Below are 20,696 nucleotides of genomic sequence, written 5' to 3' on the forward strand. Positions count from 1 at the left end.
CTGCGACGGAATATTTTTTTACTTGGAAATCCCTAAGGAGTGATGGGTGAGGTGTCAATACGATAAAATCTCGTCACTCCTTTTTATCTACTTCAATTTGCAGCGCTTTTCAAGTAATTTAACTGCACTGTCTGAGTTGTGGTCTAAATGGATGTTTTAAAAGTCTCTTTATCGGTATCAAAATGTCCTAGATCCCTCGAAATCCCTCGGTAAATTGGGTGACTTTGATTCCGGTTCTCCCTTTTTAAGGGGGTTAGGGGATCTAGAAGTGCTTAAATCTAACAGCCAAACACTTTTCAAACAACCTCTAAATACCTGAAATATCCGGTATTAGCTTAACGGATGCCATCATTATCAATGGCGCTGTAACTGTCGCTGGGGAAAAGCCCCAACCAAGGGTCAGAACTAGGAGTTAAAAATAGTTGGGCGTATACTTGCTCATTTAGGGCTTCCACACTCCTTGTTTGCTTACCTTGGATAAACCATTGATGAATTTGGTTGTGTAGCATATATTCATTTCTAACTGTATCTAAAGCCATTGTGGTTTCAAATTTTTTCACTATTATCGGCAAATTATCTTCTTGAGTGTTGACAGAGTGAGACCTTTTAGCTCTGATTAAAGAGATGCTGTTTTGGTCTAGCTTGACATCAACGGCATAGAGTTGAGCGATTTTGTTCCAAGCTTCCTGGTCGGTAATTTTAGCTAAGGCGTTCTGATTCCGTTCAGCATCAGACTGGAAAGCACTCAGCATTGGCGTTTCAACTCTCATCTTAGAAACTGCTAGAGAACTTGCTATTTCTGCTGTCGGTGGCTGACTGGGATTGCTAGGAATTTTTACCAACTGAGGGGGAGACTGGATACCCAGGCGGGATAAATCTGCAACCCATTGGGCTTGGATAGAATTCAGGCGATCGCTGTGGTATTTTCTTAAATAAGCCTCGCGATCGCTTGGTGTCAGTTTACTATAATTTTTTACCGCTACTTCAGCCTGCTGTAACTGACGCAAAAATGCTTTCGGACTATATAACCCTGGAATTGCATCAATTGGACGACCCGATGCATCCAATATATAGTGAATGCTATTGCCTGTAATCGTCCGCTCCAACTTGCGTCCGTCGCCAAAATCAATAGTTACTTTGGGTACAGGGCGCACTGATTGCCAGTGTAAAATGAAGCGGTCTTGAAGCAGTTTAGAAATTTCACTATTTGGATACAGCGCTACCCTGAAGAACCTACTATTAGCACAACTCAAATCCTGATCCAGCCTACCTAGCAACCGCAGAGATAAAATAGGTTTACCACTGGTTCTAGCAGCCGCCTTGGCTTGCTCTATATCAGTGTACCAGTACAAACGAGAGGCGTAACAGTCTCGTTGTTGGCAGAGTTCATCTAAAGCTACCCGCAGTGCAGGGGAAGGTACGGCTGCATCTGAAGAATTGATACTTAACGTATTAGCATGTGATTTGAGAAATACTTGTAACCCGCTTGGGCCTTGTTTCCGAAGTACAGAAACTTCTTGAGATAGCTTGGAAATTTCAGCTACAGGAGTTTGAGCATCAGCTGTCTGCAAAAAACTGAAGCCGATTAGCATGAGTGCGAAAGGATATTTGAAGGTTCTAAATTTCATATATTTTCAGACAAATAGGGCGTGGGTGTCGCCATTACTAACTAGAGAAATCTAGTCTAACTTGTAAGAATCTCCAGATGCTCTGAAAGTTTCAGGTGGGATAGTAAACCTTAAAATATCGACATAAGATAGATCAAAAAATTATCACTTTATTGCTGGCTGATTCGTCCGATCCGAACGGGATGCTGCTTTAGGAGTTCTAGAGATAAACGATTAGTATCTATTACTGAACGTATACACGTATTTATTACAGAAGCTACTTCATAAAGCTCAGGTTTTATTAAAAGTTTATATAAGTAGGTGGGTGAGAAAATTTATAACTATGTCATTGCGAACGCAACGAAGTGGAGTGAAGCAATCACAAGGTTTTCACCGCTTTTACTTTTTGTTACATAGTTATATTTATTTGTGCCTGCCTACTTATTTCCTACTTTAGTTACTTAAATATGTGATTTAAAAGTTGATTTCCTATAAACTAGCTTTTTAAAAAAATCAGTATTTTTTCTCTTTTATTAACAAGCTAAATATAACTAAAGTATTAATGGTTGTGCTGGCTTAGTTGATGAACAAAAACGTCAGCTATTCCAGATGTATCTACTTGCTAACTCTCTATCAGACTGATTCAGCAGTTTAAAAATGACTGCTCTCTTTTGATTAAAGAGAAAATTACATTTCCATTACCCTTAATTTATAAGGGATTTGATTGGGTACGCTCCAGTCTTTTTAGCTAATTAATGTCCTAACAAGTGCTAGTAATTATCCAATCAAACCTGACTTTTAGGTTTGATTAGATAGAAATACCATGATTTATATGGTGAAGCTACGGTTTTATTGATAACTAAGAACAAGCACAACTTCTTGAAACTTTGAATATTTACCAACCATTTTGCCAATCTCTCTCTATGCAACAATATTTTTATCGTTTGCTCATACTAGCATTAGGAACAACTTCGACTTTCATCATTACTCCATGTCAAGGTCAAACTCCGGTAAAGCCCAACAGTCAAAATACTGAAAATATTAGCTCCATATCTTCAAATTCATCTCCGGCTATCCCATTGAGTGATTCTGCCAATTCTACTAATAACAAACCAGCTATCATCTCTGAGGCAATCAATAACTCTTCTACTGCTAATGCCAATATAACTACAACTAAGCCAAAGCTACGGATTCCTATATCCAGCAGAATTTTTCCCACAGCTTCGATGCAGCAATAATCAGTGGCTAATATTTACATGTGTGCGACTTTGCTAGTAAAAATATCACTCCAGCAAAAGAAATTTTAATTATTCTCTTTTGCTAGGGTGAGATGAATATCATCCATAGCGGTTCTCGTTTGTATGCAATATACCCTAACCTCACTTCCATTCCTCTCTCCTTTAAGAAGAGAAGAATGGAAGTGTTACTCCTCAACGCAACAAGGGTTGGGGCTGTTTTTGTTAGAGAGTCTATATTGGACTTAACTGAGAACCGCTATACTATGTGAGGCATAGCTTAATTTGCTTTATGCTTGCATTTGACAGAGCAATAAACCAAACCATTGATTTGGATCTGTCCACACTTCAAGAGGTGATAAACCCTGTGCAGTGAGTTGCTGCTTGATGGTATCGAGGTCAAATTTGCGGGAAATTTCGGTGAGGATAGTCTCACCTAGTGCAAAATTAACCTTGAGATTAAGAGCGTGTAATTCTACAATTTGCGATCGCAGGCTGCGTAAATGCATTTCTATTTGCTGCTCACTTTCATTGTAAAACGCCCAGTGTTCAAACTGCGTGGTGTCGAAATTGCCGTCAAAGCGTTGATTTAAATGCTCTAGCATATTGAGGTTAAATGCTGCCGTCACTCCGTGGCGATCGTTATAAGCTGGTTCCAAAATATGTTTCGGCTTTTGTAAATCTATCCCCAACAAGAAATACTCACCTACTTGCAAAGCTTCTGTAATTTCCGAAAAGAAGACATCACACTCACCAGGTGTAAGATTACCTAAACTGCTACCAATAAAACAAATCATCCTGCTAGGTAATTGCGTTGGTAGAAGTTGTGCAAGCGCTAATTCATAAGTTCCCGCTAGTGCATAAACTTGCAGTAAAGGATAATCTCCCAATAACTGCTTGGCGCTAGTCTCCAACATACCTGCACTCACATCAATTGGTAGGTAATGCAGAGAATAGCCTAGATTCTGGTAGGCATCTAGCAAAATCCGGGTTTTGGTAGAACTGCCACTGCCAAGTTCTACCAATTCACAAGGGCCAGTAATCTTAGCAATTTCGCCAGCATACTGCTGTAAAATCGTTGTTTCTGTGCGTGTGAGATAATATTCTGGTAAATCACAGATTTGCTCAAATAGCTCAGAACCACGGTCATCATAAAAGTAAGAAGGGGGTAGAGATTTAGGTGTTTGAGTTAATCCCTTCACAACATTACTCCCACTACTAGGTGCAACTATTTGAGTTGCTCCTAGCAAACGCTGTATCTGCAAGCGTTTTTCAACGTTGTTTTGAGAAGTAACATTACTGTTAACAGCTTTAGATATCGACATTAAACCTCCGTATGCTTGGCGTAATAAGTTACCTTTGATGGCAAACCTTTACTCCAATAGTGAAACACATCGTCATAGCTAATAAAATCATGCTTGAGCTATATAGCTCAAACATTAAGACAGAAGATGCTCGTAATGATTCAGCCGAACTGAGGTAAGGGAGTAAACGGCAGATGATGAATATTCCACCTTCACTTAACACAATTATTGGGCAACAGCCTTACCCGCTTTTATTTACCATCATCAGTGGTTCCCACTTGTATGGTTTTCCGTCGCCTGATTCTGATTATGACTTAGGTGGTGTGCATATTTTACCAGTTCAAGAAGTGGTGGGATTAGAAACTGGCAATGAAACTATTGAAGTTTCAGAATTTCGTGAATCTTTGGAAATTGATTTAGTAACTCATGATGTCAAAAAAATCTTTTTGATGCTACTTAAAAAGAATGGTTACGTATTAGAACAATTATATTCACCTTTAATATTAACAACTTCACCAGAACATCAAGAATTAAAATCTCTTGCTAATAATTGCATTACCCGTCACCATAGTCACCACTATATTGGTTTTTCCGCAACCCAATGGAAACTTTTTGATAAAGAACAGACGCATCAAATAAAGCCATTACTTTATGTTTATCAAGTTCTATTGACTGGGATTTATCTGATGCAAACAGGGGTAGTTGAAGCTAATTTAATTAAGCTGAATGAGGTTTTTAATTTACCATACATTCATGATTTAATTGCCCAGAAACTAGTGGGTAAAGAAAACTCTATTTTATCAGATGTTAATGTAGATTTTCATAGAAGAGAATATGAACGTCTGCGTAATAAGTTGCAAGAGGCGTATGAATCTAGCCAATTACCTGAAGTACCTTCAGCGAATGTGGCTTTGCATAATTTGTTGGTACGCCTGAGAGGGAGGAGCGATGAATATTGATTACTTTTTATACTTGAATGTTCCTTTCCCTACTTTGGAAGGAGAGAATTAAGACTCCAATAAATGGAGTTAGGAGTCAAAAACTCTTAACTCCGCATTTCTAAATTTTTTACAACTTCAAATTCACTCTAACAATTTAAGGAAACTTGCTGTTATCTCGAAGATGCTCTGGGACTCGTTGCCACCATGCTTTGACCTTACCTTCGTCATCCAGTGCCAGTATCTGAAAGTATTCAGGGAAATCAGGATGATTGAAATCGATCCACGGTGGAGGGGCTAAGTTTTTCTCTGCTTCCTCAAATAATCCGCTAGCATCCACTACACTGTCATCTTCAGCCATTAGGCATAATCTCCATTTTTGTCACTTCAAGTTTTTAACTAATTCTCTAAACAGCAGCCTAGCTCCTTTGGCTGCAACGCGATTTCTGACAAGCTTCACAGGACGACCGGCTGCTTTTTCAGTGTCTAACTGTTCGCCCAAAGCTTTACCAATATCATTTTTGAGGCGCGATCGCTTCGGTTCAATTCTCGTAAATACCCACTGCCATAAGGACTTACGACATAAATCTGAACCACCTACTACTTTGGCTTTACGACTATCGCCGGAAGCTTCCAGACTAGGAGCAGCGCCCAAAGCTTTCTGAAATCTTCTCAGTGAAAGGTGACGGTTGGTAGGCTTCTTAGAATTCCGCCCCTGGCGTATTCTGACTTCTGGCTTTCCGTCTGCATCCAGGAATCCCTCGATAGGGTAAATCTGAGAGATGATCGCCGACGAGAGGCGATCGCCAAATCCAAACATTTTGAAAACTGTGCGGTAATGGTCAAATCGAGAGTCGGCAAGTAGTTCTCGCAATTCTCCCTCAATGACGTGTTCCTCAGGCTGGAGGTCACAGATGCGTTTTGCGTGTTCTCGAACAGTGTCGGTAATGCCAAGTCCGACAGATTGCTCGTAGAGGCGGTCATAGCGCGTACTTTTACGAATTCCAGCAAGCCAGCCCTACAGTAAAGGCGCTTCACCCAATTCACCCCGCCGGGACTTTACTAGTGCGACCTCTGGAAACTGCCAAGCTAAATCCTGCCGCGCTCGGTTCACGATCGGGGATTGAACGCGGTTGAGATGTGCCAGCCGCAAAACTAGTTCTCGAATTCTGACTATTTCGCGATCGCGAATTTGAACAAATCGACGTGGGTCTTGTTGATAGTCAAAATAGTAGCAAGCCAGTGCCAAGGCATCAGCATCATCATCTTTATCAGGAAGTGCCAGGTGGTTGGCTCGATAATTTCTCAATTCTTTATGACCAACTAACCGAACTTCTACCCCGCTTCGTGCCAAATGAGTGCCCCACAGTTTGCTGTAGTTATTACCAGTTGGTTCGAGCAATGCAATGTCCGGCTTGAGCGCGAGTAAATATTGAATACCCTTTGCATTGGCGCTTAAGCAAAAGAAGGGACATTCATAATAAAATTGTCGTGGATCTTCGGGCTTATCCGTGAGCAAACAAGCCGAGAACAGTGTTGGGATTAATTGCGATCGCCACCGAAAGAGCGGGTAGTCCATCGGGGTGCAGCAACAAGATGTGAATTGCGTAGCTTGCCGCCGTAGGCATCGCAGTTGACCAATGACTAATGACCAATAACCAATGGCTAAACAAAGAATCTCATCAAAAGTAGTTCGAGCCAGAAGCCTTGCTATCTACGAGCTAGAGCAATTTATCAGCTATGTCCGCACCATTAACCCAGATGATTATGAAAATCTTGAGGATTATTCGCTTGCTTGGCGCGATTGGGAGTCACTTGTTCGGGAGCAAGATACACAGGTTTCTGTATTAGTAAGTGAAGATTCGGAAAAAATCGCTGGCGATGTCTCCGACGGGCTTTGCCTACGCCAAACTTTTGTTCGGGAGCCATGATACACACATATCTGCTCCCGAACACAGTACACTGCTGGAACAGCTTGAACCTGCTCCCGAACACACTCATTGGATCGAGAAGTACTGGGTCAGGCGTGGCAACAGCAAACATAACTATTACCGTTACTGCTGGATGTCAGGACGGAAAATTCACCATTGTCATATTTCAGGTGGCAGCACTGCATCACCTCTGGCTATCCAGCGCCGGGAAGTTGTCGAAACTGCGATCGCAAATGGTAAATTACCAATTGAGATCGAGAAATTAATCAAAGGCTGGAAACATGAACCGTCCACCATGCCCAAAATGCCACCAAACAACACTAATTTTTAAAAACGGTAGTTATAAATTGTCTGACAATACCCTGGTTCAAAGGTGGTTTTGTCAAAAATGCCGCAAAGGTTTTAGTCCCGCAACAGTTCAGGAGACTCCTGAATCAATCTCTGAAACTTCCGAAGTTCATCCCATGCGCGGGTGCTAATGTCCAGAACTCTTGAATTCTGGTTAGGGTGGTAATTGAGCCGTTTAAATTCGATATAGCGGTCAATCAGTCCAAAGGTGAAAACATGATAAAAAATCCCCTTTCAGCATGGGGATTTGTCGAGATTTATCGCTTATCAGCTTGAAATCTACTGCTCTAGCGTAAGCCAAAATGTCACTTTTCAGCACAATGGGTATGCGAATTGTAGTTGTCTCGCCACCGTTCCAAGTGCTGCGTGATTCCCAAGTTGTGCGAGTCCGTCCCATGCATTTATAAAGTGCCGTGTAACACGGCAATATTACCATTCCCCAATGCCCAATGACTATAAGCGTGTCAGGTATTCTCAATAAGATAACTGCCTTGGTGGGCCACTCCTCGTGGCGATCGCGCCGGGGAGAAGCTGCGATCGTCAAAAAGCTCAAACGATTGATTTATCTACCTTTTGTCCAGTAGCGGATAAATTATTTTTTCTAAGCGTGATTACCAAGCAGAAAAATCATGGATGAGCTAATAAGACTAACTATGCATTTTGCTTTGTCACAAATTCGGGTACAATCGATCCACCTCATCCCATGCCTGAAATGCCTTGCATTCGAGCGCCATAGCTTCTTGAGTGGGCGATCGTACTTCCCCTCTTGAAAGCACTCGCAGAATATCTCAACTTGCAGGAATAGGAGTCTGGGGTTCATAGAGTTGCTATAGCGCCCTCAAGATCGGCATCATTCACATCGATGTAAACCGCCAACATCTTCAAATCCGCATATCCCAATAGCTTTTGAATAATTCTTAGCGACACACCGTTACGAGCTAGATGGGTTACAAAGCTGCGGCGGCTGGAATGAGTACTTAGTCCTCGGCTCTCCAAACCAGCTTTTTGTACTGCTTCCCGAAACACCATATCCGCATATCTCAGACTGATGTGCTTACTGATTTCCCCTTCGGTGTAGCTCCTTTTGGAAGGAAATAGCCACTCCGAATCTGGATCAACTGGTGTGTATGCTTTCAATGCTTCAAGAAGAGTTGGGTGTACTGGCACTTGTCTAGTTTTCTGAACTTTCTTTTTACCACCTACAGCCTTGCGAGTGCAGGCCCGAAAAGTAATCAACTTGAGTGGATTGCCCTCAGCATCGTAAAGATCCGCAACTTTCATTTGCACCAGTGCCCCCCACCTTTCCCCGGTGAACCATGCCAAGTCTAAAAGCAATTTGTATTTTTGGCTGTGGATGTTATTACGGATTCGAGAATATTCCTTAGCCGTAAAAACAGCCGCTTGTCCATTGCGGTTGTTTTTCATAGAATTATTTTGATGTTAATGACTTCCGGTTTAACCTTCCTGAAGTGTTAAACCGGAAGCTTTTATTTTTCAGGTATTACCTAAATACGCATCAATCGTAATCACAGCAATGGTTTAGCGTCGTCCGTGAAACTTCCGGTTTTACATAAAACTGGAACATTTACACAAATTTTGCTAGCGCGTACAACGGATTTATTCACTTCGCAAAAATTTGTTGTATGCAACCTGGATCACTGATTTGTTTGGTGCGACCGCTACTTTTTCTGGGACTCCCAAAATATTAGAAATTCCTTTGACATCATTACCGGCTTTGACTAGTGCAAATCCTACACCATTAGAAATTTATGCCGCGATAATTTCTAATGCTCACGCTTGGTTCGCTGCCAATACAGATGCCTCTGTATTAGCAACATCGGATCTAACAATTTCTTCACCTGTAACTCGCAACGGTACGGCTAAAACTCAGTTTCAATTTTCAGAAAGATTTTATGGCCCTTACGCCTGCCATTTATGCAAAACTTCTCGCACGGTCTGTGCAGTCCAATTAAAGTGAACTGCTATTTTCTCTACATACCAACCATGTGCGCTCAGTCTAATTACCTCTGCTCTGTCTTTTACCTTCTGGGGTACATCTGCTGTTCTCAGGTTAAAAAGAGTTTTATCTTGCTCTCTAGTCAGAAATACCCTTAAACGGTTGCCCATCTCTCTGTTACCTTCATAGAAAAATTTTACGTATTTACTTATCTTTACATAGTTTGGTTTTTTCACCTCGTTCTACTTAGTAGCAGTAGTAGCAGCTCCATTGATTGCTGCTGCTCTTGAGGGTGTGTTTGCAGCGATCGCGGCATTAGGAGCAGAAGTAGCGGCGGCTGTTGCTGCTGCTGCCGGACTTCAAGCCGAAATTGTTGTGATGGAAGCCGAAATAGTGGGAGTAGGTGCAACTGCTGGCTCTGCTCTAGCTCTTGCTGGAACTGCTGGAGGCGACAAGGATTACACAAACTACCAATCAACGCTGCGCCTAGTCTGATGCCTAGTATTACTCGCAACCCGGCAACAGGAGACATAGCAGCTATTAGAGATTGGCAACCGCAAGAATATCAAAAGATATCTGATAATGTCAGCTTTAGCGCTTATCAACTAGCCCAGATGAAAGCTTTCATGGGCGAGTTTCCACTCACTATTACTATCAATACTGAGGAAGGAGAAAAGCAAATTTACATGGACAATGTGAGTGATGCACTAGCAGAATTGGCAGGTATCAGTCTCTTAACACATAATGATTTAGAAATTAATACTCAACTAGGAGTAAAAGCTTTAATTGAAGTAGGAGCAACAAAAAATGCATCACTCATAACCCAGGATGTAGCGCTTGCTAATGCTAAATATTTAGGGTATCAACTTAACAAAGTTCCTAAATCAGTCAAAACTCTGTTTACCCCAGGTGAACAAGATATCAAAGCCTTTCTCAAAGAATCAGATCAGCAAATAATTACTTATACACACCGTAACGGACATCTAGAGCATAAACTCAATACCTTGCTAATTAGTGCTGGGATTACTAAAGCTGCACTAACTGGTTTTTCGGCTCCCGGCGACGACGTTATGGGAAGCGTGATTGCAAAATCTGCATTAGGGCAATTTACAGAAAATGCTGACGACTGGAGAAAGTTTTTAGAACTACTTAATTCACCGCCTGGTGACATGAAAATTGATGGTATTCCTCAGCTTGTTATTGAGGATATTACCGCTAGAGTTCAAGAATACTTGAGTAAACTAACATGAAAATTAATCCAGATGGAAGCATTGATTTAGAACCTGGGAAGGATTATGTACAAGTGGGTCAAACTACTCAATATTATGGTGCTAATCGTTGGTACAAAAAGCGTACATTTTCTAGCCAGTATGCTGAATCTTCTGGAAGTGATGGGAAAAGCTTACTAGGTAAATTACTAGGTGGACTTAAAAGATTAGGTGGCTTTGCTCTTTCAATTGCTAATGCTCTAGGAATCCAAATTAGTTGGACTTCTTTATGGCAATTCTGCCAAATGACATCTTACACAATTTATAACTTTGACTGGAATCAATCAGACGAACAATTAAAAAGTCAGATTGAAGCTATTAATGGCATGATAGCCAACCTTGCAGGATACATTTTAGGGGATGTATCTATTCGAGTTGTAACAGTTGCAGTTATAGATGGAGTTCCAATTCGTTACCCAATTATTCCGGCAAGGCTAGCCGTAGAAATTGCTAGAGAGAAAATTGATGTTATTAAAGGAGATATTAAGCATACAGCAGGTAAAAATATTGAAAATCAATTTAAATTTGGCATTCAATTAATCGGTCAGTTAGGGGCACAAAACCTTTTTTATCAGTCAATCCTATCGCTTCGGAGCTTGAAAGCATTCGGTTTAGAGCCAGTAGAAAAATCTGGTGAGCGTTGGTCATTTGCAACACAAGTAGATAAAAAAATTCAAAGTATCCAACCAAAAATTCTTCAAGAGTTTGCACGTGGATATCTTGGAGGATTAGAAAATGCATTTTGGGATCAGGGATACATCTCAATACTTCTCGGGTTTTGGGGAAAAGGGGAAAGGGAAAAGGGAAAGAAAAAACCTTTAACCCTTACGCTTTACCCTTTTCCCCAAACCCGATTCCGAGTTAAAAATGCTTAACCGAGCAGTATTGGGATACATCTTATCTATGGGATTAGATGATATTTGGGCAATGGACGATTTAAGGCATGAAGTAAACGACGGCGACCAGAAAGCTGTACGCATTAACCCAGACCCATAACATGACAGGATTAGTAAAATCTCAAGGTGATATTGTAATTTTTGGTAGGCAGCGAGATATAAAGCTGGCTATCCTTCAAGCTATTGCTACTCAACGCCAAGTTTGGAATAAAGATGTAGGGCAAATTGTAGGGATGCCTACAGAAGATATGCCACGCGCTCGACACATGGATAGAAAGCTTGTGGTACTTTTTAAATCTGTAGAAAAACCACCTTGGCGAATTAATGGCATTAATCCTAAAAGCATAGGTTACAGTATCCCTGATTGTAAACAGGGGCTAACTTAAGCTGATGTGCATCTAAATTGTATAGTACGAAAACGTAAAATTATTGTAGTGCGGGCAACATGAGCGCATCGCATATACAAATTAAATACGCAACAGCTTATGAACAAATAAAAGAAGTATGTCGGCCTTTTACGTGGGGTAAATTTCGTTGCACAGCCTTCTTAGATAATGGCCGCCAAATGGCAATATATGCTGCATCCAAAGAGGAATCTGAAGAAGTAATGGGGTTACTTATTACACTCTCAACAGCTCAAATCATTAGGATGAGTGTAACTGAAGAATTAAAAGTTAATGCCAACTTATTAAAAGTTGCAACTCGTGTCTACCCATGCTACGCAACCTTGGTAACTGAACCCACGGATATTTTAGGTGTACCTGTTGGGGGAAAACAAGCTTATAAACGAAGACGACGCAGGCTTGACCTTTACCGACAACCAACTGATTTATCACCGTTGGGTTAGACATAACAAATCTTTACATACCATTTTTAATCAAACCTTTTAATGAGGTAGTTAGATTTTCGACCCAGAGGGTCATTATATCCCCAGTAGCCTATAATCCTTGTGCAGCAACTAGTTTACATACCTGGATATTTACTCTTGTCATTCTGTTTCTATATGTCATAGCTTGTAAAAAGAAATACAAATTACTTACTGATATGACAGCTAGAACCGATCTAACTTTTCAAGAGCTTGAGACTGCCCTTGCTGCTAATGGATTAACAAATGCTCTGACTGTAATTTCTGGCAAATTATACGTTGACATCAGCGTAGTTAACGGCGTTACCGTGGCAGATTTAACTGTTGAAGGAGTAGCAGAGCTTTTGTATAAACTTCGCATAGCTGCGGGTAAGGCTCAGACAACGGTTAATACACCTCTTGCGACTGGTGAACAATTAGCTTCTTACCCTCCTTTCAGTTATGGCCCTCCCATTAACGGGCAAGTTTCTGTTACCCACGTCTCAACCTTCTTGATTCCACTGAATGAAAATTTGATACTTTCTCCTAACGTTTAGACGTTTAGGACTTCTGACGTTTAGTTGATTTGAAAAAATAATTAGGGAGAAAAAATGGTACGTAGACGAGGCAATAAAGTTCGAGTTTATGTTGTTTTTAAGATGGGCTTGAAGTATGGCTTTCAAATTAATGATGGTTTTGCGTTTTGCGCTCGTGCTGGCTCTGGCTTACTTGAACCTATGACAGATGAAGAATTAGAAGAATATCTTTATGGGGGAGAGTATGACCAGAGGCTAGAGCAAATAGGGGAAGCTGATTTGGTTTTTGCATAATGGCATGGCAGACAATTAGCGCTATTCAAGTAACTAATACTTGGCAGTTCACTGCACCAATTGAGGGCAATCTTTTTCGACTTAAACATAGCTTGCTTGGTACTGCACACGGCTTTCTGTCTGGTTGGGTATGCCAAGCAACTTTTATTAATGAGCAAGTGGAAATTTACCAACCTCAAAAAATATACCCTAGAAATGAGTTAGTAATTCTAGAATTTATTTCCCCTGCGTGTTTTTCTGAACGTCGGATAGGAGTTAAAAAACGCCAGTCAAGAGAAATAAACAATTTGGTATGGATTGTTGAGGTAGATATTTGGAACAATGAAAGTTGATACTAGTGTAGCAAGTTTTCTTCTAGCTTTTATTGGCGCTTTATCTGGATGGATTGCATGGTGGTCTAGTAAGCTAAAATTTGAACGACAACAAGCTACACAAGAAGCGGTAAGGCAAGCAGAAAAGGCTTTAAATGAAGAGCGTGACTTTAACCATCTCAAGAGAAATCAAGAACAAATATCAGAGGGTATCGCTCATGGATTTGATGGAATTGAGCAGATACTTGATGAGCTTATGAAAGAAATTTCAGAGATAAAATCTTGGCTGATTCGCTATGGTGTAGTTCCAGGTAAGAAGCAAGAGTGATTTTTCGGAAATACTACATATCCCCTACAAACTTAGTTTATAGGGGATATAACTAATATATTGTTCTTGAACTATTGGCAAATTTTATTACCCATAGCTCCACTTCCAACAACAGCGACTTTTCCACATTCCAAGCCATTTTTTAAAATTTTAATTTCTACTGTAGCCTGATTAACTGTCGCTCCTGCCGCAGAAATCAGGCTATTTTTTGGAGCAGAAAACCTAACTTTATAAGGAATTATCGCTGTGACTTTTTCTGCTCTTGAAGGTGTACTGATGGTTTTAGAGCCAATAACATAGCTTCCAAATAGCTTGTTTCCCTTAGCTCCAGTCCACTGAACCTCATAATTGTCTGAACCACTTGAGGAATTTGAATCCATCAAATGGGTACATCCTGCTGCCAAAACCCCTGCAATTGCTAGGCTTAATATTTTTTTCATCTTGGTGAAAACAATAGGTGCAAGCCTAACGTACCCAGATGCCCTTTTATTCTTACTGGGGATTCTATCAAGCATCAAATCTAAAACTAATTTCTAAAACTGTATTAAATACTACTTTTCACCAATAAAATTGGTATCCTCTTTTTGCTAGACAAATGCTCTGTCTATTGGAAATTGGGGCTTTTGAGCGATAATCGCAACGAAAAAGCAACCACCCGCAAAAATAATTTGCACTTGGCAAGCAAATTGGCAATTTCTGTGATAGTCTTTTTATATGGGGAATCAAGACAGCGAAAGCACAGTCATGTCGTCAAGAGAAATGATATAAACTCAAAGACACACTTTCGCCTTGGCAGATGCAATGTTTAAATCCGCTACGGCTTTTTGAAACTAAGAGACAAAGCCAATGAAGCAGGATAGCGACCTCCGTAATAACTTGAAGTCAATCAGAACCCGTTTAGGTATGAGCCAACAAGATTTGGCTAACATCGCTAGTGTGACTCGTCAGACTATTAGTGGTGTAGAGTCGGGACTATATGCCCCCTCAGTTGCCATAACACTTCGCTTGGCCAAAGCGCTTGGCTGTCAAGTTGAGGATCTATTCTGGTTAGAGCGGGATTTACCTGAAATTGAAGCCATTCTTGCCAAACCTATTCCTAATGGTCAGCAATTACGAGTTAGCATGGCTCGTGTGGGCGGACAATGGATAGCTTATCCCTTGATTGGTAAGGATGCTTTTCGCCAAGACATGATTCCGGCTGATGGTGAAAGTACTAGCCAAACGGGTACAAATAAAGTTCGAGTCAGGTTACTAGATGATAATCTCGACACACTTCACAACACAGTTGTGATTGCTGGTTGTGCCCCAGTGATTTCACTATGGGCAAGAGCCACCGAACGCTGGCATCCCCAACTGCGAGTTCAATATAACTTCGCCAATAGCATGGCTGCATTGCACAGTCTATGCAGAGGTGAGGCGCACATCGCTGGGATGCATCTGTACGATCCTGAAACTGGTGAGTATAATACTCCCTTTGTTCGAGATGTTCTGGCTGGGAGGGAAGCAGTTCTGATTACCCTTGGTGTTTGGGAAGAAGGACTTTTGTTGAAGTCTGGCAACCCGATGGGAATTAAAACAGTTACTGACTTAGTTGCGGGGGGCGGGACTATTGTCAACCGCGAAATAGGTTCTGGTAGTCGGATGCTTTTGGAACAAACACTCCAAAAAGAGCAGATACCATTCGATGCTGTTCAGGGCTTTGACAATATACTCAAAAGTCACCAAGATGTTGCCCAAGCTGTAGGATTAGGAATTGCTGATGCTGGCATGAGTACGGCATCTGTAGCTACCGCCTTTGGGCTGGGATTTATCCCTTTACATCAGTCACGATATGATTTGGTGATTCTCAAGGAATATTTAGAAGAAGCACCTGTACAGCAGTTGCTCAGTACTTTGGGACATCGGATGGTTCACTCACAATTTGAAATTCTCGGCGGTTACGATATCAGCAAAATCGGGGAAGTTGTAGCGACTGTTTAGAGTGAATTGCAATGGTTGGTTGTGTGATTAAAGGAAAACTCTGCGTAAATTAAAATTCCTGCTGCAACCACTTTTGAGGTATGAGCAACCTTTGATAATTCGTAATTCGTAATGACGCTCCTGCGTCGCTAACGTAATTAGGAAATTCGGATTGAATTGTGGTTCCCAGTTTGGAATCTGTAGCTTTCTTTTTTCTAATTGGTTGGTATTACTCCCGTCAGAGAAATCATTTGAGTGAGGGTCTGGTAATACTTGCAATATTCCTTGAGCGATTTCTTATTACTCTAGCCATTAGTCAGAAGAAACAATGACTAATGGCCAATGAAAACTGACTAAAACTTGAATATGTTCTGGATTCGGACTCTTTTTGCTGTAGAACGAGCACCTCCAACGACGTTCTACATCAGGTCACTGCTGTAATTTTACAGTGCGAGTACCTCCGGTAGGCACAAAGTGCGATCGCCTCCGGTAGGCATAAAGTGCTAACGCCTCACAAACCGACAGACTCAGCAAACAAACAATCACAGGATAAATCATCATGTCAGACGGAAAAATTAGACAAATTGCTTTCTACGGTAAAGGCGGTATCGGTAAATCTACTACCTCCCAAAATACCCTCGCCTCTATGGCAGAAAAGGGACAACGCATCTTGATTGTAGGTTGCGACCCCAAAGCTGACTCTACCCGATTGATTCTGCACTGTAAAGCCCAAACCACCGTGTTGCACTTAGCTGCTGAACGGGGTGCTGTGGAAGATATCGAACTCGAAGAAGTCGTAATCACTGGCTTTCGGGATATCAGATGCGTAGAATCTGGCGGGCCAGAACCTGGTGTAGGTTGCGCCGGTCGCGGTATCATCACCGCTATTAACTTCCTCGAAGAAAACGGTGCTTACTCAGACGTAGATTTCGTATCCTACGACGTATTGGGCGACGTTGTGTGTGGTGGTTTTGCGATGCCAATTCGTGAAGGTAAAGCCCAAGAAATCTACATCGTTACCTCTGGTGAAATGATGGCGATGTTTGCTGCCAACAACATTGCTCGTGGCGTTCTCAAATATGCTCACACTGGTGGTGTGCGTTTGGGTGGGCTGATTTGTAACAGCCGTCAAACTGACCGGGAAGATGAACTGATTAGCACCCTGGCAGCTAGATTGAATACCCACATGATTCACTTCGTCCCCCGTGACAATATCGTGCAACACGCCGAATTACGCCGGATGACGGTGAATGAGTATGCACCTGACAGTAAACAAGCTAATGAATACCGCACATTAGCGGACAAGATTATCGGCAATACAAATCTTACAGTTCCCACACCCATTGAGATGGATGAGCTAGAAGATTTGTTGATTGAGTTCGGCATCCTTGAAAGTGAAGAAAATGCTGCAAAAATGATTAGCCAAGCAGACGCTGCCAAAAAGCTAGAAGACACTCAAGGTGAAGCACTAGAAGCACTGAAAAAAGGAAACGTAGAAATAGTTTCTGGTAGCTAGAACAAGTAAGGTTTTTGTTCAGACTCCGGTGCTAAATACAGAGTAAATATTAGGTGGGCTATTTTCGCCCACCTTCTCACCAATCATTTAAAATGGAGGTAGTCGAATAGCTAATCTTAACTCTGTGGGTTTTCTCTTCACCGTGTTAACACTAATCCACTAACATCTACATGGCAACATTAATACTTTAATAGTCTAGTTCATGTTTTTGTTTTCTCCTTCTCTAACCTAGATGATGTTTATGTTATAGGGGATGGGAAATTCTCTTTCTCATTCCCTTTTATTCCATCTTTAGATACACGGTGAATAAATTAAAATCCTCCTCAGCCTTTGGGAATTCAGTAAATACCTAACAAGTTCTACCTATTGTCACCAAACAAATGAATCCCACCCCAGGAAAAACCAACGATTCACTCAGTGACTCAAATTCTGAAGATGCTCGTCAGCAGCAGATACTGCATAAAAAAAAGTCTTCTACACAATTACCCCAACCTGGAACCACTCAAGGAAGTTGCGCTTTTGATAGTGCAATGATGACTCTAGTACCAATTACCGATGCTGCTCATGTAGTTCACGGGCCAAGTGGCTGTGCTGCCAGTATTTGGGGAAGTTACAGCAGTCTCTCCTCTGGTTCGATGCTGTATAAAATACGTTTTAGCAGCGATATCGATGAGAACGATATCATCTTCGGTGGAGCCAAAAAGCTGTACAAAGGCATTTTAGAATTACAAAGACGCTACAAACCTGCGGCGGTATTTGTTTACTCCACTTGCATCACCGCTTTGATTGGGGATGACATTGAGGGAGTTTGCAAAGATGCTACCGAGAAAACAGGAATACCCACTATCCCAGTACATTGCCCTGGATTCATTGGGAACCAAAATTTGGGCAACCGCGTTGCTGGTGAAGCAATGCTTTCACACGTTATTGGAACTGCTGAACCAGATACTATTACACCTTATGACATCAACCTAATTGGTGAACACAATATTGCAGGTGCAATATGGAATGTTCTACCGTTGTTGGAGAAATTAGGTATCAGAGTTTTGGCAAAAATTACAGGCGATGCTGTGTACAAAGAAGTTTGCTATGCTCATCGTGCCAAGCTTAATATTCTCCTCTCCTCTAAAGCACTAATTAATATGGCTAAAAGGATGGAGAAACAATATGGCATTGCTTATATTGAAGAGTCTATTTATGGCATAGAGCAAATCAATCAGTGTCTCAGGAATATTGCCGCAAAGTTGGATAATTCTGATTTGCAAGAACGTACAGAAAAGCTAATTGTAGAAGAAACTGCTGCAATAGATGAAAAGCTTGCTCCTTATATCACCAAAATGCAAGGTAAGCGCGTTATCCTTGTTATTGGAAGTTTCAAGAGTTGGCTGATTATATTTGCTGCTAAGAAATTGAGGATGGAAGTTATTGCTATTAAGACTAATAGTAATACTGAAGAGGATAGAACTAGAGTAAAAAGTTTGCTTGGTCAAGATGGCATAATTATAGACCAAAATAGTCCTGAAGAAATTTTGCAGATAATTAACGAAAATCAAGCTGATATGTTAATTGCTGATAAACGCCATCAAGACACATCTATTATAGCTAGAATTCCATTTCTAGATATTAATCAAGAACGCAACCATGCTTATGCAGGCTATATAGGAATTTTAGAGGTTGCACAAGAACTGTATGCCGCTTTTTACAACCCTGTGTGGGAGCAAGTATGCCAGCCAGCCCCGTGGTCAGAGGATGGAGGAGCAGGGGAAGCAGGAAATTCTCTAGAGGAGGACATTTGATGGCGATTATTAGCATTACGAGTACATCAGTTGCAGTTAATCCTCTCAAGCAAAGCCAAACTGTGGGTGCAGTTTTAGCATTTTTGGGGTTGAAGGGAATAATGCCTTTATTACACGGTTCTCAAGGCTGTACTGCTTTGACTAAGGCAGTATTAGTACAACATTTTCGTCAGGCGATTCCCCTTTCTAGTACAGCGATGACAGAAGTTGCAACTATTTTGGGTGGCGAGGAAAGAGTTGAACAAGCAATCTTGACTTTGGTGCAGAGATCCAAACCAGAAATTATCGGTCTTTGTAGCACTGGACTTGTGGAAACCAGAGGTGATGATATGGGGCGCTTTGTCAAGGAAATTCGCCACCGTCACCCAGAACTAGATTATTTACCAATTGTGCTTGTCTCTACACCGGATTTCAAAGGTACATTACAGGATGGCTTTGCTGGTGCAGTTGAGAGTATGGTTAGGGAAATCCCTCAAAAAAGTGATAAGCAAGACGCTTGCCCCACACAAATCACTATTTTGGCGAGTTCTGCTTTCACACCAGGGGATGTACAGGAAATCAAAGAGATTGTTACCTCTTTTGGACTTGTACCTATTGTTGTACCTGACCTTTCTGGCGTACTAGATAGTCATATAGAAGATTCTTCTAGTGCCATTACAGCTAATGGCACAAATGCAACCCAATTACGCTCAATTGGCACTTCTGTATTCACTTTGGCATTAGGCGAAAGTATGCGGGGTGCAGCGCAAATTTTGGGGCAGAGATTCAATATACCCTATGAGGTATTTGGTGAACTGACAGGCTTAGTAGCAGTAGATAAATTTCTGCAAGCTTTGTCAGATATCAGTGGTGTCAGGGTACCACAGAAATACCGCCGTCAACGTCGTCAGTTACAACATGTGATGTTGGAAAATCACTTTTACTTTGGTTGTAAGCGAGTTGCTTTGGCGCTGGAACCAGATTTACTTTGGTCAACGGTTTCTTTTTTGCGATCGCTAGGAGTTGAGATTCACTCAGCAGTGACAACAACACGCTTTCCTCTGCTAGAAAAACTTCCGATCAAGAGCATCACTATCGGCGATTTAGAAGACTTTGAGCAACTGGCGGTTGGATCTGATTTGCTAATTACCAACTCTCATGGAGTTGCGATCGCTCAACGCTTACAAATTCCTCTCTATCGTCAAGGGATTCCCATTTTTGACCGCTTAGATCAAAGTCAGTTTACCAAGGTTGGCTACCGAGGTACTACACAGCTTTTATTTGATATTGGCAACCTGTTTTTAGAACAGGAAACAAAGGTTAAACATTAAAGAGAGCTAACTCTAACTGTTCATCACAACATTACCAGTAATATTGGTAATATGTAGCGCCAGATACAATCTTGCCCATTAACTTTAGCTTTGATAGTTACTATCAAGCCCTGTACTCCATCAAGAGTATACCAACCAATGCCAGTAACTAGGCACTAGTACCGCAAGGCGGAATTCAAAATTCAAAATTCAAAATTCAAAATGAATACAGCGTAAGCCTTTCGTTGATTTGAAATGGTAGCTTTATTTACGCCGTGGTGTACTAGCTTCTGCATTGACTCAAATTAAGTCTTTTACTGTCCATGAATCCAGCACATC

At 41.3% G+C, this 20,696-nt stretch carries 27 protein-coding genes and 1 pseudogene; 18 read left to right on the plus strand and 10 right to left on the minus strand.

Features of this window, described 5'->3' with window-relative positions; all coding sequences use genetic code 11:
* Nucleotides 1-335 precede the first annotated feature (335 nt).
* The 3 genes from CDG79_RS06740 to egtD form a co-directional block, all read right to left on the minus strand.
* The gene (locus CDG79_RS06740; RefSeq protein ID WP_094341453.1) at nt 336-1,628 is read right to left on the minus strand and encodes a hypothetical protein; all 1,293 of its coding nucleotides are present in this window, start codon (nt 1,626-1,628) and stop codon (nt 336-338) included.
* A gap of 1,003 nt (nt 1,629-2,631) precedes the next feature.
* Nucleotides 2,632-2,826: a hypothetical protein gene (locus CDG79_RS06745; protein WP_094341454.1), complete on the minus strand. Its 195-nt coding sequence runs from the start codon at nt 2,824-2,826 to the stop codon at nt 2,632-2,634.
* A 306-nt stretch (nt 2,827-3,132) separates the two neighbouring features.
* The gene (gene egtD, locus CDG79_RS06750; RefSeq protein WP_094341455.1) at nt 3,133-4,167 is read right to left on the minus strand and encodes an L-histidine N(alpha)-methyltransferase; all 1,035 of its coding nucleotides are present in this window, start codon (nt 4,165-4,167) and stop codon (nt 3,133-3,135) included.
* Between the two features lie 173 nt (nt 4,168-4,340).
* On the opposite strand from egtD, the gene CDG79_RS06755 reads away from it, so the two are divergent.
* A complete protein-coding gene (locus CDG79_RS06755) occupies nt 4,341-5,105 on the plus strand; it encodes a nucleotidyltransferase domain-containing protein (protein ID WP_223278032.1) in 765 nt (254 codons plus the stop codon).
* A gap of 136 nt (nt 5,106-5,241) precedes the next feature.
* Here the strand turns inward: CDG79_RS06755 and CDG79_RS06760 are convergent, their stop codons facing one another.
* Complete coding sequence (locus tag CDG79_RS06760) at nt 5,242-5,445, minus strand: hypothetical protein (protein WP_094341457.1); 204 nt, start codon at nt 5,443-5,445, stop codon at nt 5,242-5,244.
* Between the two features lie 21 nt (nt 5,446-5,466).
* Nucleotides 5,467-6,663 (minus strand): annotated as a pseudogene (locus CDG79_RS45405) (IS110 family transposase).
* Nucleotides 6,664-6,745: 82 nt separating this feature from the next.
* On the opposite strand from CDG79_RS45405, the gene CDG79_RS06770 reads away from it, so the two are divergent.
* Complete coding sequence (locus CDG79_RS06770) at nt 6,746-7,015, plus strand: hypothetical protein (RefSeq protein ID WP_094341458.1); 270 nt, start codon at nt 6,746-6,748, stop codon at nt 7,013-7,015.
* On the plus strand, nt 6,966-7,346 hold the full coding sequence (locus tag CDG79_RS40770) for a hypothetical protein (protein WP_143855429.1): 381 nt from the start codon (nt 6,966-6,968) through the stop codon (nt 7,344-7,346). The genes CDG79_RS06770 and CDG79_RS40770 overlap by 50 nt, the downstream gene beginning before the upstream one ends.
* A gap of 210 nt (nt 7,347-7,556) precedes the next feature.
* On the opposite strand, the gene CDG79_RS06780 is transcribed toward CDG79_RS40770, so the two are convergent.
* Together CDG79_RS06780 and CDG79_RS06785 are read right to left on the minus strand one after the other, a co-directional pair.
* A complete protein-coding gene (locus tag CDG79_RS06780; protein ID WP_189524907.1) occupies nt 7,557-7,916 on the minus strand; it encodes a hypothetical protein in 360 nt (119 codons plus the stop codon).
* Nucleotides 7,917-8,179: 263 nt separating this feature from the next.
* Nucleotides 8,180-8,788, minus strand: coding sequence for a tyrosine-type recombinase/integrase (locus CDG79_RS06785; RefSeq protein ID WP_094341461.1), 609 nt, complete (start codon nt 8,786-8,788; stop codon nt 8,180-8,182).
* Between the two features lie 214 nt (nt 8,789-9,002).
* On the opposite strand from CDG79_RS06785, the gene CDG79_RS40775 reads away from it, so the two are divergent.
* Nucleotides 9,003-9,341: a hypothetical protein gene (locus tag CDG79_RS40775; protein ID WP_143855431.1), complete on the plus strand. Its 339-nt coding sequence runs from the start codon at nt 9,003-9,005 to the stop codon at nt 9,339-9,341.
* Here the strand turns inward: CDG79_RS40775 and CDG79_RS45410 are convergent.
* The gene (locus CDG79_RS45410; RefSeq protein WP_223278042.1) at nt 9,284-9,490 is read right to left on the minus strand and encodes a helix-turn-helix domain-containing protein; all 207 of its coding nucleotides are present in this window, start codon (nt 9,488-9,490) and stop codon (nt 9,284-9,286) included. The genes CDG79_RS40775 and CDG79_RS45410 overlap by 58 nt on opposite strands.
* A gap of 100 nt (nt 9,491-9,590) precedes the next feature.
* Between CDG79_RS45410 and CDG79_RS06795 the strand changes: the two genes are divergently transcribed.
* The 10 genes from CDG79_RS06795 (at nt 9,591) to CDG79_RS06830 (ending at nt 13,797) form a co-directional block, all read left to right on the plus strand.
* Complete coding sequence (locus tag CDG79_RS06795; RefSeq protein ID WP_094341463.1) at nt 9,591-9,815, plus strand: hypothetical protein; 225 nt, start codon at nt 9,591-9,593, stop codon at nt 9,813-9,815.
* Complete coding sequence (locus tag CDG79_RS06800) at nt 9,815-10,570, plus strand: hypothetical protein (RefSeq protein WP_094341464.1); 756 nt, start codon at nt 9,815-9,817, stop codon at nt 10,568-10,570. The genes CDG79_RS06795 and CDG79_RS06800 overlap by 1 nt, the downstream gene beginning before the upstream one ends.
* Nucleotides 10,567-11,463 carry a hypothetical protein gene (locus CDG79_RS06805; protein ID WP_189524908.1) on the plus strand — a complete coding sequence of 299 codons (897 nt, stop codon included), beginning with the start codon at nt 10,567-10,569 and terminating at the stop codon, nt 11,461-11,463. The genes CDG79_RS06800 and CDG79_RS06805 overlap by 4 nt, the downstream gene beginning before the upstream one ends.
* A complete protein-coding gene (locus tag CDG79_RS44730; RefSeq protein ID WP_262985775.1) occupies nt 11,456-11,584 on the plus strand; it encodes a hypothetical protein in 129 nt (42 codons plus the stop codon). The genes CDG79_RS06805 and CDG79_RS44730 overlap by 8 nt, the downstream gene beginning before the upstream one ends.
* 1 nt (nt 11,585) lies before the next feature.
* Complete coding sequence (locus CDG79_RS43455) at nt 11,586-11,870, plus strand: hypothetical protein (protein ID WP_223278035.1); 285 nt, start codon at nt 11,586-11,588, stop codon at nt 11,868-11,870.
* 59 nt (nt 11,871-11,929) lie between these two features.
* Complete coding sequence (locus CDG79_RS43460; protein WP_223278036.1) at nt 11,930-12,331, plus strand: hypothetical protein; 402 nt, start codon at nt 11,930-11,932, stop codon at nt 12,329-12,331.
* A 197-nt stretch (nt 12,332-12,528) separates the two neighbouring features.
* Entirely contained in the window at nt 12,529-12,885 is a 357-nt protein-coding gene (locus CDG79_RS06815) for a hypothetical protein (protein ID WP_094341465.1), read from the plus strand.
* 54 nt (nt 12,886-12,939) lie between these two features.
* A complete protein-coding gene (locus CDG79_RS06820; RefSeq protein WP_094341466.1) occupies nt 12,940-13,158 on the plus strand; it encodes a hypothetical protein in 219 nt (72 codons plus the stop codon).
* A complete protein-coding gene (locus CDG79_RS06825; RefSeq protein ID WP_094341467.1) occupies nt 13,158-13,490 on the plus strand; it encodes a hypothetical protein in 333 nt (110 codons plus the stop codon). The genes CDG79_RS06820 and CDG79_RS06825 overlap by 1 nt, the downstream gene beginning before the upstream one ends.
* Nucleotides 13,480-13,797 carry a hypothetical protein gene (locus tag CDG79_RS06830; RefSeq protein WP_094341468.1) on the plus strand — a complete coding sequence of 106 codons (318 nt, stop codon included), beginning with the start codon at nt 13,480-13,482 and terminating at the stop codon, nt 13,795-13,797. The genes CDG79_RS06825 and CDG79_RS06830 overlap by 11 nt, the downstream gene beginning before the upstream one ends.
* A gap of 71 nt (nt 13,798-13,868) precedes the next feature.
* Here CDG79_RS06830 and CDG79_RS06835 read toward each other — a convergent pair whose 3' ends face one another.
* Complete coding sequence (locus CDG79_RS06835) at nt 13,869-14,312, minus strand: hypothetical protein (RefSeq protein ID WP_189524909.1); 444 nt, start codon at nt 14,310-14,312, stop codon at nt 13,869-13,871.
* Nucleotides 14,313-14,643: 331 nt separating this feature from the next.
* On the opposite strand from CDG79_RS06835, the gene CDG79_RS06840 reads away from it, so the two are divergent.
* Nucleotides 14,644-15,777 carry a substrate-binding domain-containing protein gene (locus CDG79_RS06840; RefSeq protein ID WP_094341470.1) on the plus strand — a complete coding sequence of 378 codons (1,134 nt, stop codon included), beginning with the start codon at nt 14,644-14,646 and terminating at the stop codon, nt 15,775-15,777.
* A 408-nt stretch (nt 15,778-16,185) separates the two neighbouring features.
* On the opposite strand, the gene CDG79_RS44735 is transcribed toward CDG79_RS06840, so the two are convergent.
* On the minus strand, nt 16,186-16,317 hold the full coding sequence (locus CDG79_RS44735) for a hypothetical protein (RefSeq protein WP_262985776.1): 132 nt from the start codon (nt 16,315-16,317) through the stop codon (nt 16,186-16,188).
* On the opposite strand from CDG79_RS44735, the gene nifH reads away from it, so the two are divergent.
* From nifH to nifN, 3 genes are all read left to right on the plus strand, one after another.
* A complete protein-coding gene (gene nifH / locus CDG79_RS06845) occupies nt 16,316-17,272 on the plus strand; it encodes a nitrogenase iron protein (protein WP_094341471.1) in 957 nt (318 codons plus the stop codon). The two genes, CDG79_RS44735 and nifH, sit on opposite strands and share 2 nt — an antisense overlap.
* A 380-nt stretch (nt 17,273-17,652) precedes the next feature.
* Nucleotides 17,653-19,068 (plus strand): nitrogenase iron-molybdenum cofactor biosynthesis protein NifE, encoded by a 1,416-nt coding sequence (gene nifE / locus CDG79_RS06850; protein WP_094341472.1) that lies wholly within the window; start codon nt 17,653-17,655, stop codon nt 19,066-19,068.
* Complete coding sequence (gene nifN, locus CDG79_RS06855; RefSeq protein WP_094341473.1) at nt 19,068-20,378, plus strand: nitrogenase iron-molybdenum cofactor biosynthesis protein NifN; 1,311 nt, start codon at nt 19,068-19,070, stop codon at nt 20,376-20,378. Before nifE ends, nifN begins: the two co-directional genes overlap by 1 nt.
* The last annotated feature ends 318 nt before the right edge of the window (nt 20,379-20,696 follow it).

Source organism: Nostoc sp. 'Peltigera membranacea cyanobiont' 232 (assembly GCF_002245985.1).
Taxonomy (GTDB): Bacteria; Cyanobacteriota; Cyanobacteriia; order Cyanobacteriales; family Nostocaceae; genus Nostoc.

Excerpts from the sequence above, each read along its gene's own strand:
- CDG79_RS06740 (WP_094341453.1), bottom strand. The coding sequence starts at position 1,628 with ATGAAATTTAGAACCTTCAAATATCCTTTCGCACTCATGCTAATCGGC.
- egtD (WP_094341455.1), bottom strand. The coding sequence starts at position 4,167 with ATGTCGATATCTAAAGCTGTTAACAGTAATGTTACTTCTCAAAACAAC.
- CDG79_RS06755 (WP_223278032.1), top strand. The coding sequence starts at position 4,341 with ATGATGAATATTCCACCTTCACTTAACACAATTATTGGGCAACAGCCT.
- CDG79_RS06760 (WP_094341457.1), bottom strand. The coding sequence starts at position 5,445 with ATGGCTGAAGATGACAGTGTAGTGGATGCTAGCGGATTATTTGAGGAA.
- CDG79_RS06770 (WP_094341458.1), top strand. The coding sequence starts at position 6,746 with ATGGCTAAACAAAGAATCTCATCAAAAGTAGTTCGAGCCAGAAGCCTT.
- CDG79_RS40770 (WP_143855429.1), top strand. The coding sequence starts at position 6,966 with ATGTCTCCGACGGGCTTTGCCTACGCCAAACTTTTGTTCGGGAGCCAT.
- CDG79_RS06785 (WP_094341461.1), bottom strand. The coding sequence starts at position 8,788 with ATGAAAAACAACCGCAATGGACAAGCGGCTGTTTTTACGGCTAAGGAA.
- CDG79_RS45410 (WP_223278042.1), bottom strand. The coding sequence starts at position 9,490 with ATGGGCAACCGTTTAAGGGTATTTCTGACTAGAGAGCAAGATAAAACT.
- CDG79_RS06800 (WP_094341464.1), top strand. The coding sequence starts at position 9,815 with ATGCCTAGTATTACTCGCAACCCGGCAACAGGAGACATAGCAGCTATT.
- CDG79_RS06805 (WP_189524908.1), top strand. The coding sequence starts at position 10,567 with ATGAAAATTAATCCAGATGGAAGCATTGATTTAGAACCTGGGAAGGAT.
- CDG79_RS44730 (WP_262985775.1), top strand. The coding sequence starts at position 11,456 with ATGCTTAACCGAGCAGTATTGGGATACATCTTATCTATGGGATTAGAT.
- CDG79_RS43455 (WP_223278035.1), top strand. The coding sequence starts at position 11,586 with ATGACAGGATTAGTAAAATCTCAAGGTGATATTGTAATTTTTGGTAGG.
- CDG79_RS43460 (WP_223278036.1), top strand. The coding sequence starts at position 11,930 with ATGAGCGCATCGCATATACAAATTAAATACGCAACAGCTTATGAACAA.
- CDG79_RS06815 (WP_094341465.1), top strand. The coding sequence starts at position 12,529 with ATGACAGCTAGAACCGATCTAACTTTTCAAGAGCTTGAGACTGCCCTT.
- CDG79_RS06820 (WP_094341466.1), top strand. The coding sequence starts at position 12,940 with ATGGTACGTAGACGAGGCAATAAAGTTCGAGTTTATGTTGTTTTTAAG.
- CDG79_RS06825 (WP_094341467.1), top strand. The coding sequence starts at position 13,158 with ATGGCATGGCAGACAATTAGCGCTATTCAAGTAACTAATACTTGGCAG.
- CDG79_RS06830 (WP_094341468.1), top strand. The coding sequence starts at position 13,480 with ATGAAAGTTGATACTAGTGTAGCAAGTTTTCTTCTAGCTTTTATTGGC.
- CDG79_RS06835 (WP_189524909.1), bottom strand. The coding sequence starts at position 14,312 with ATGCTTGATAGAATCCCCAGTAAGAATAAAAGGGCATCTGGGTACGTT.
- CDG79_RS06840 (WP_094341470.1), top strand. The coding sequence starts at position 14,644 with ATGAAGCAGGATAGCGACCTCCGTAATAACTTGAAGTCAATCAGAACC.
- nifH (WP_094341471.1), top strand. The coding sequence starts at position 16,316 with ATGTCAGACGGAAAAATTAGACAAATTGCTTTCTACGGTAAAGGCGGT.
- CDG79_RS44735 (WP_262985776.1), bottom strand. The coding sequence starts at position 16,317 with ATGATGATTTATCCTGTGATTGTTTGTTTGCTGAGTCTGTCGGTTTGT.
- nifE (WP_094341472.1), top strand. The coding sequence starts at position 17,653 with ATGAATCCCACCCCAGGAAAAACCAACGATTCACTCAGTGACTCAAAT.
- nifN (WP_094341473.1), top strand. The coding sequence starts at position 19,068 with ATGGCGATTATTAGCATTACGAGTACATCAGTTGCAGTTAATCCTCTC.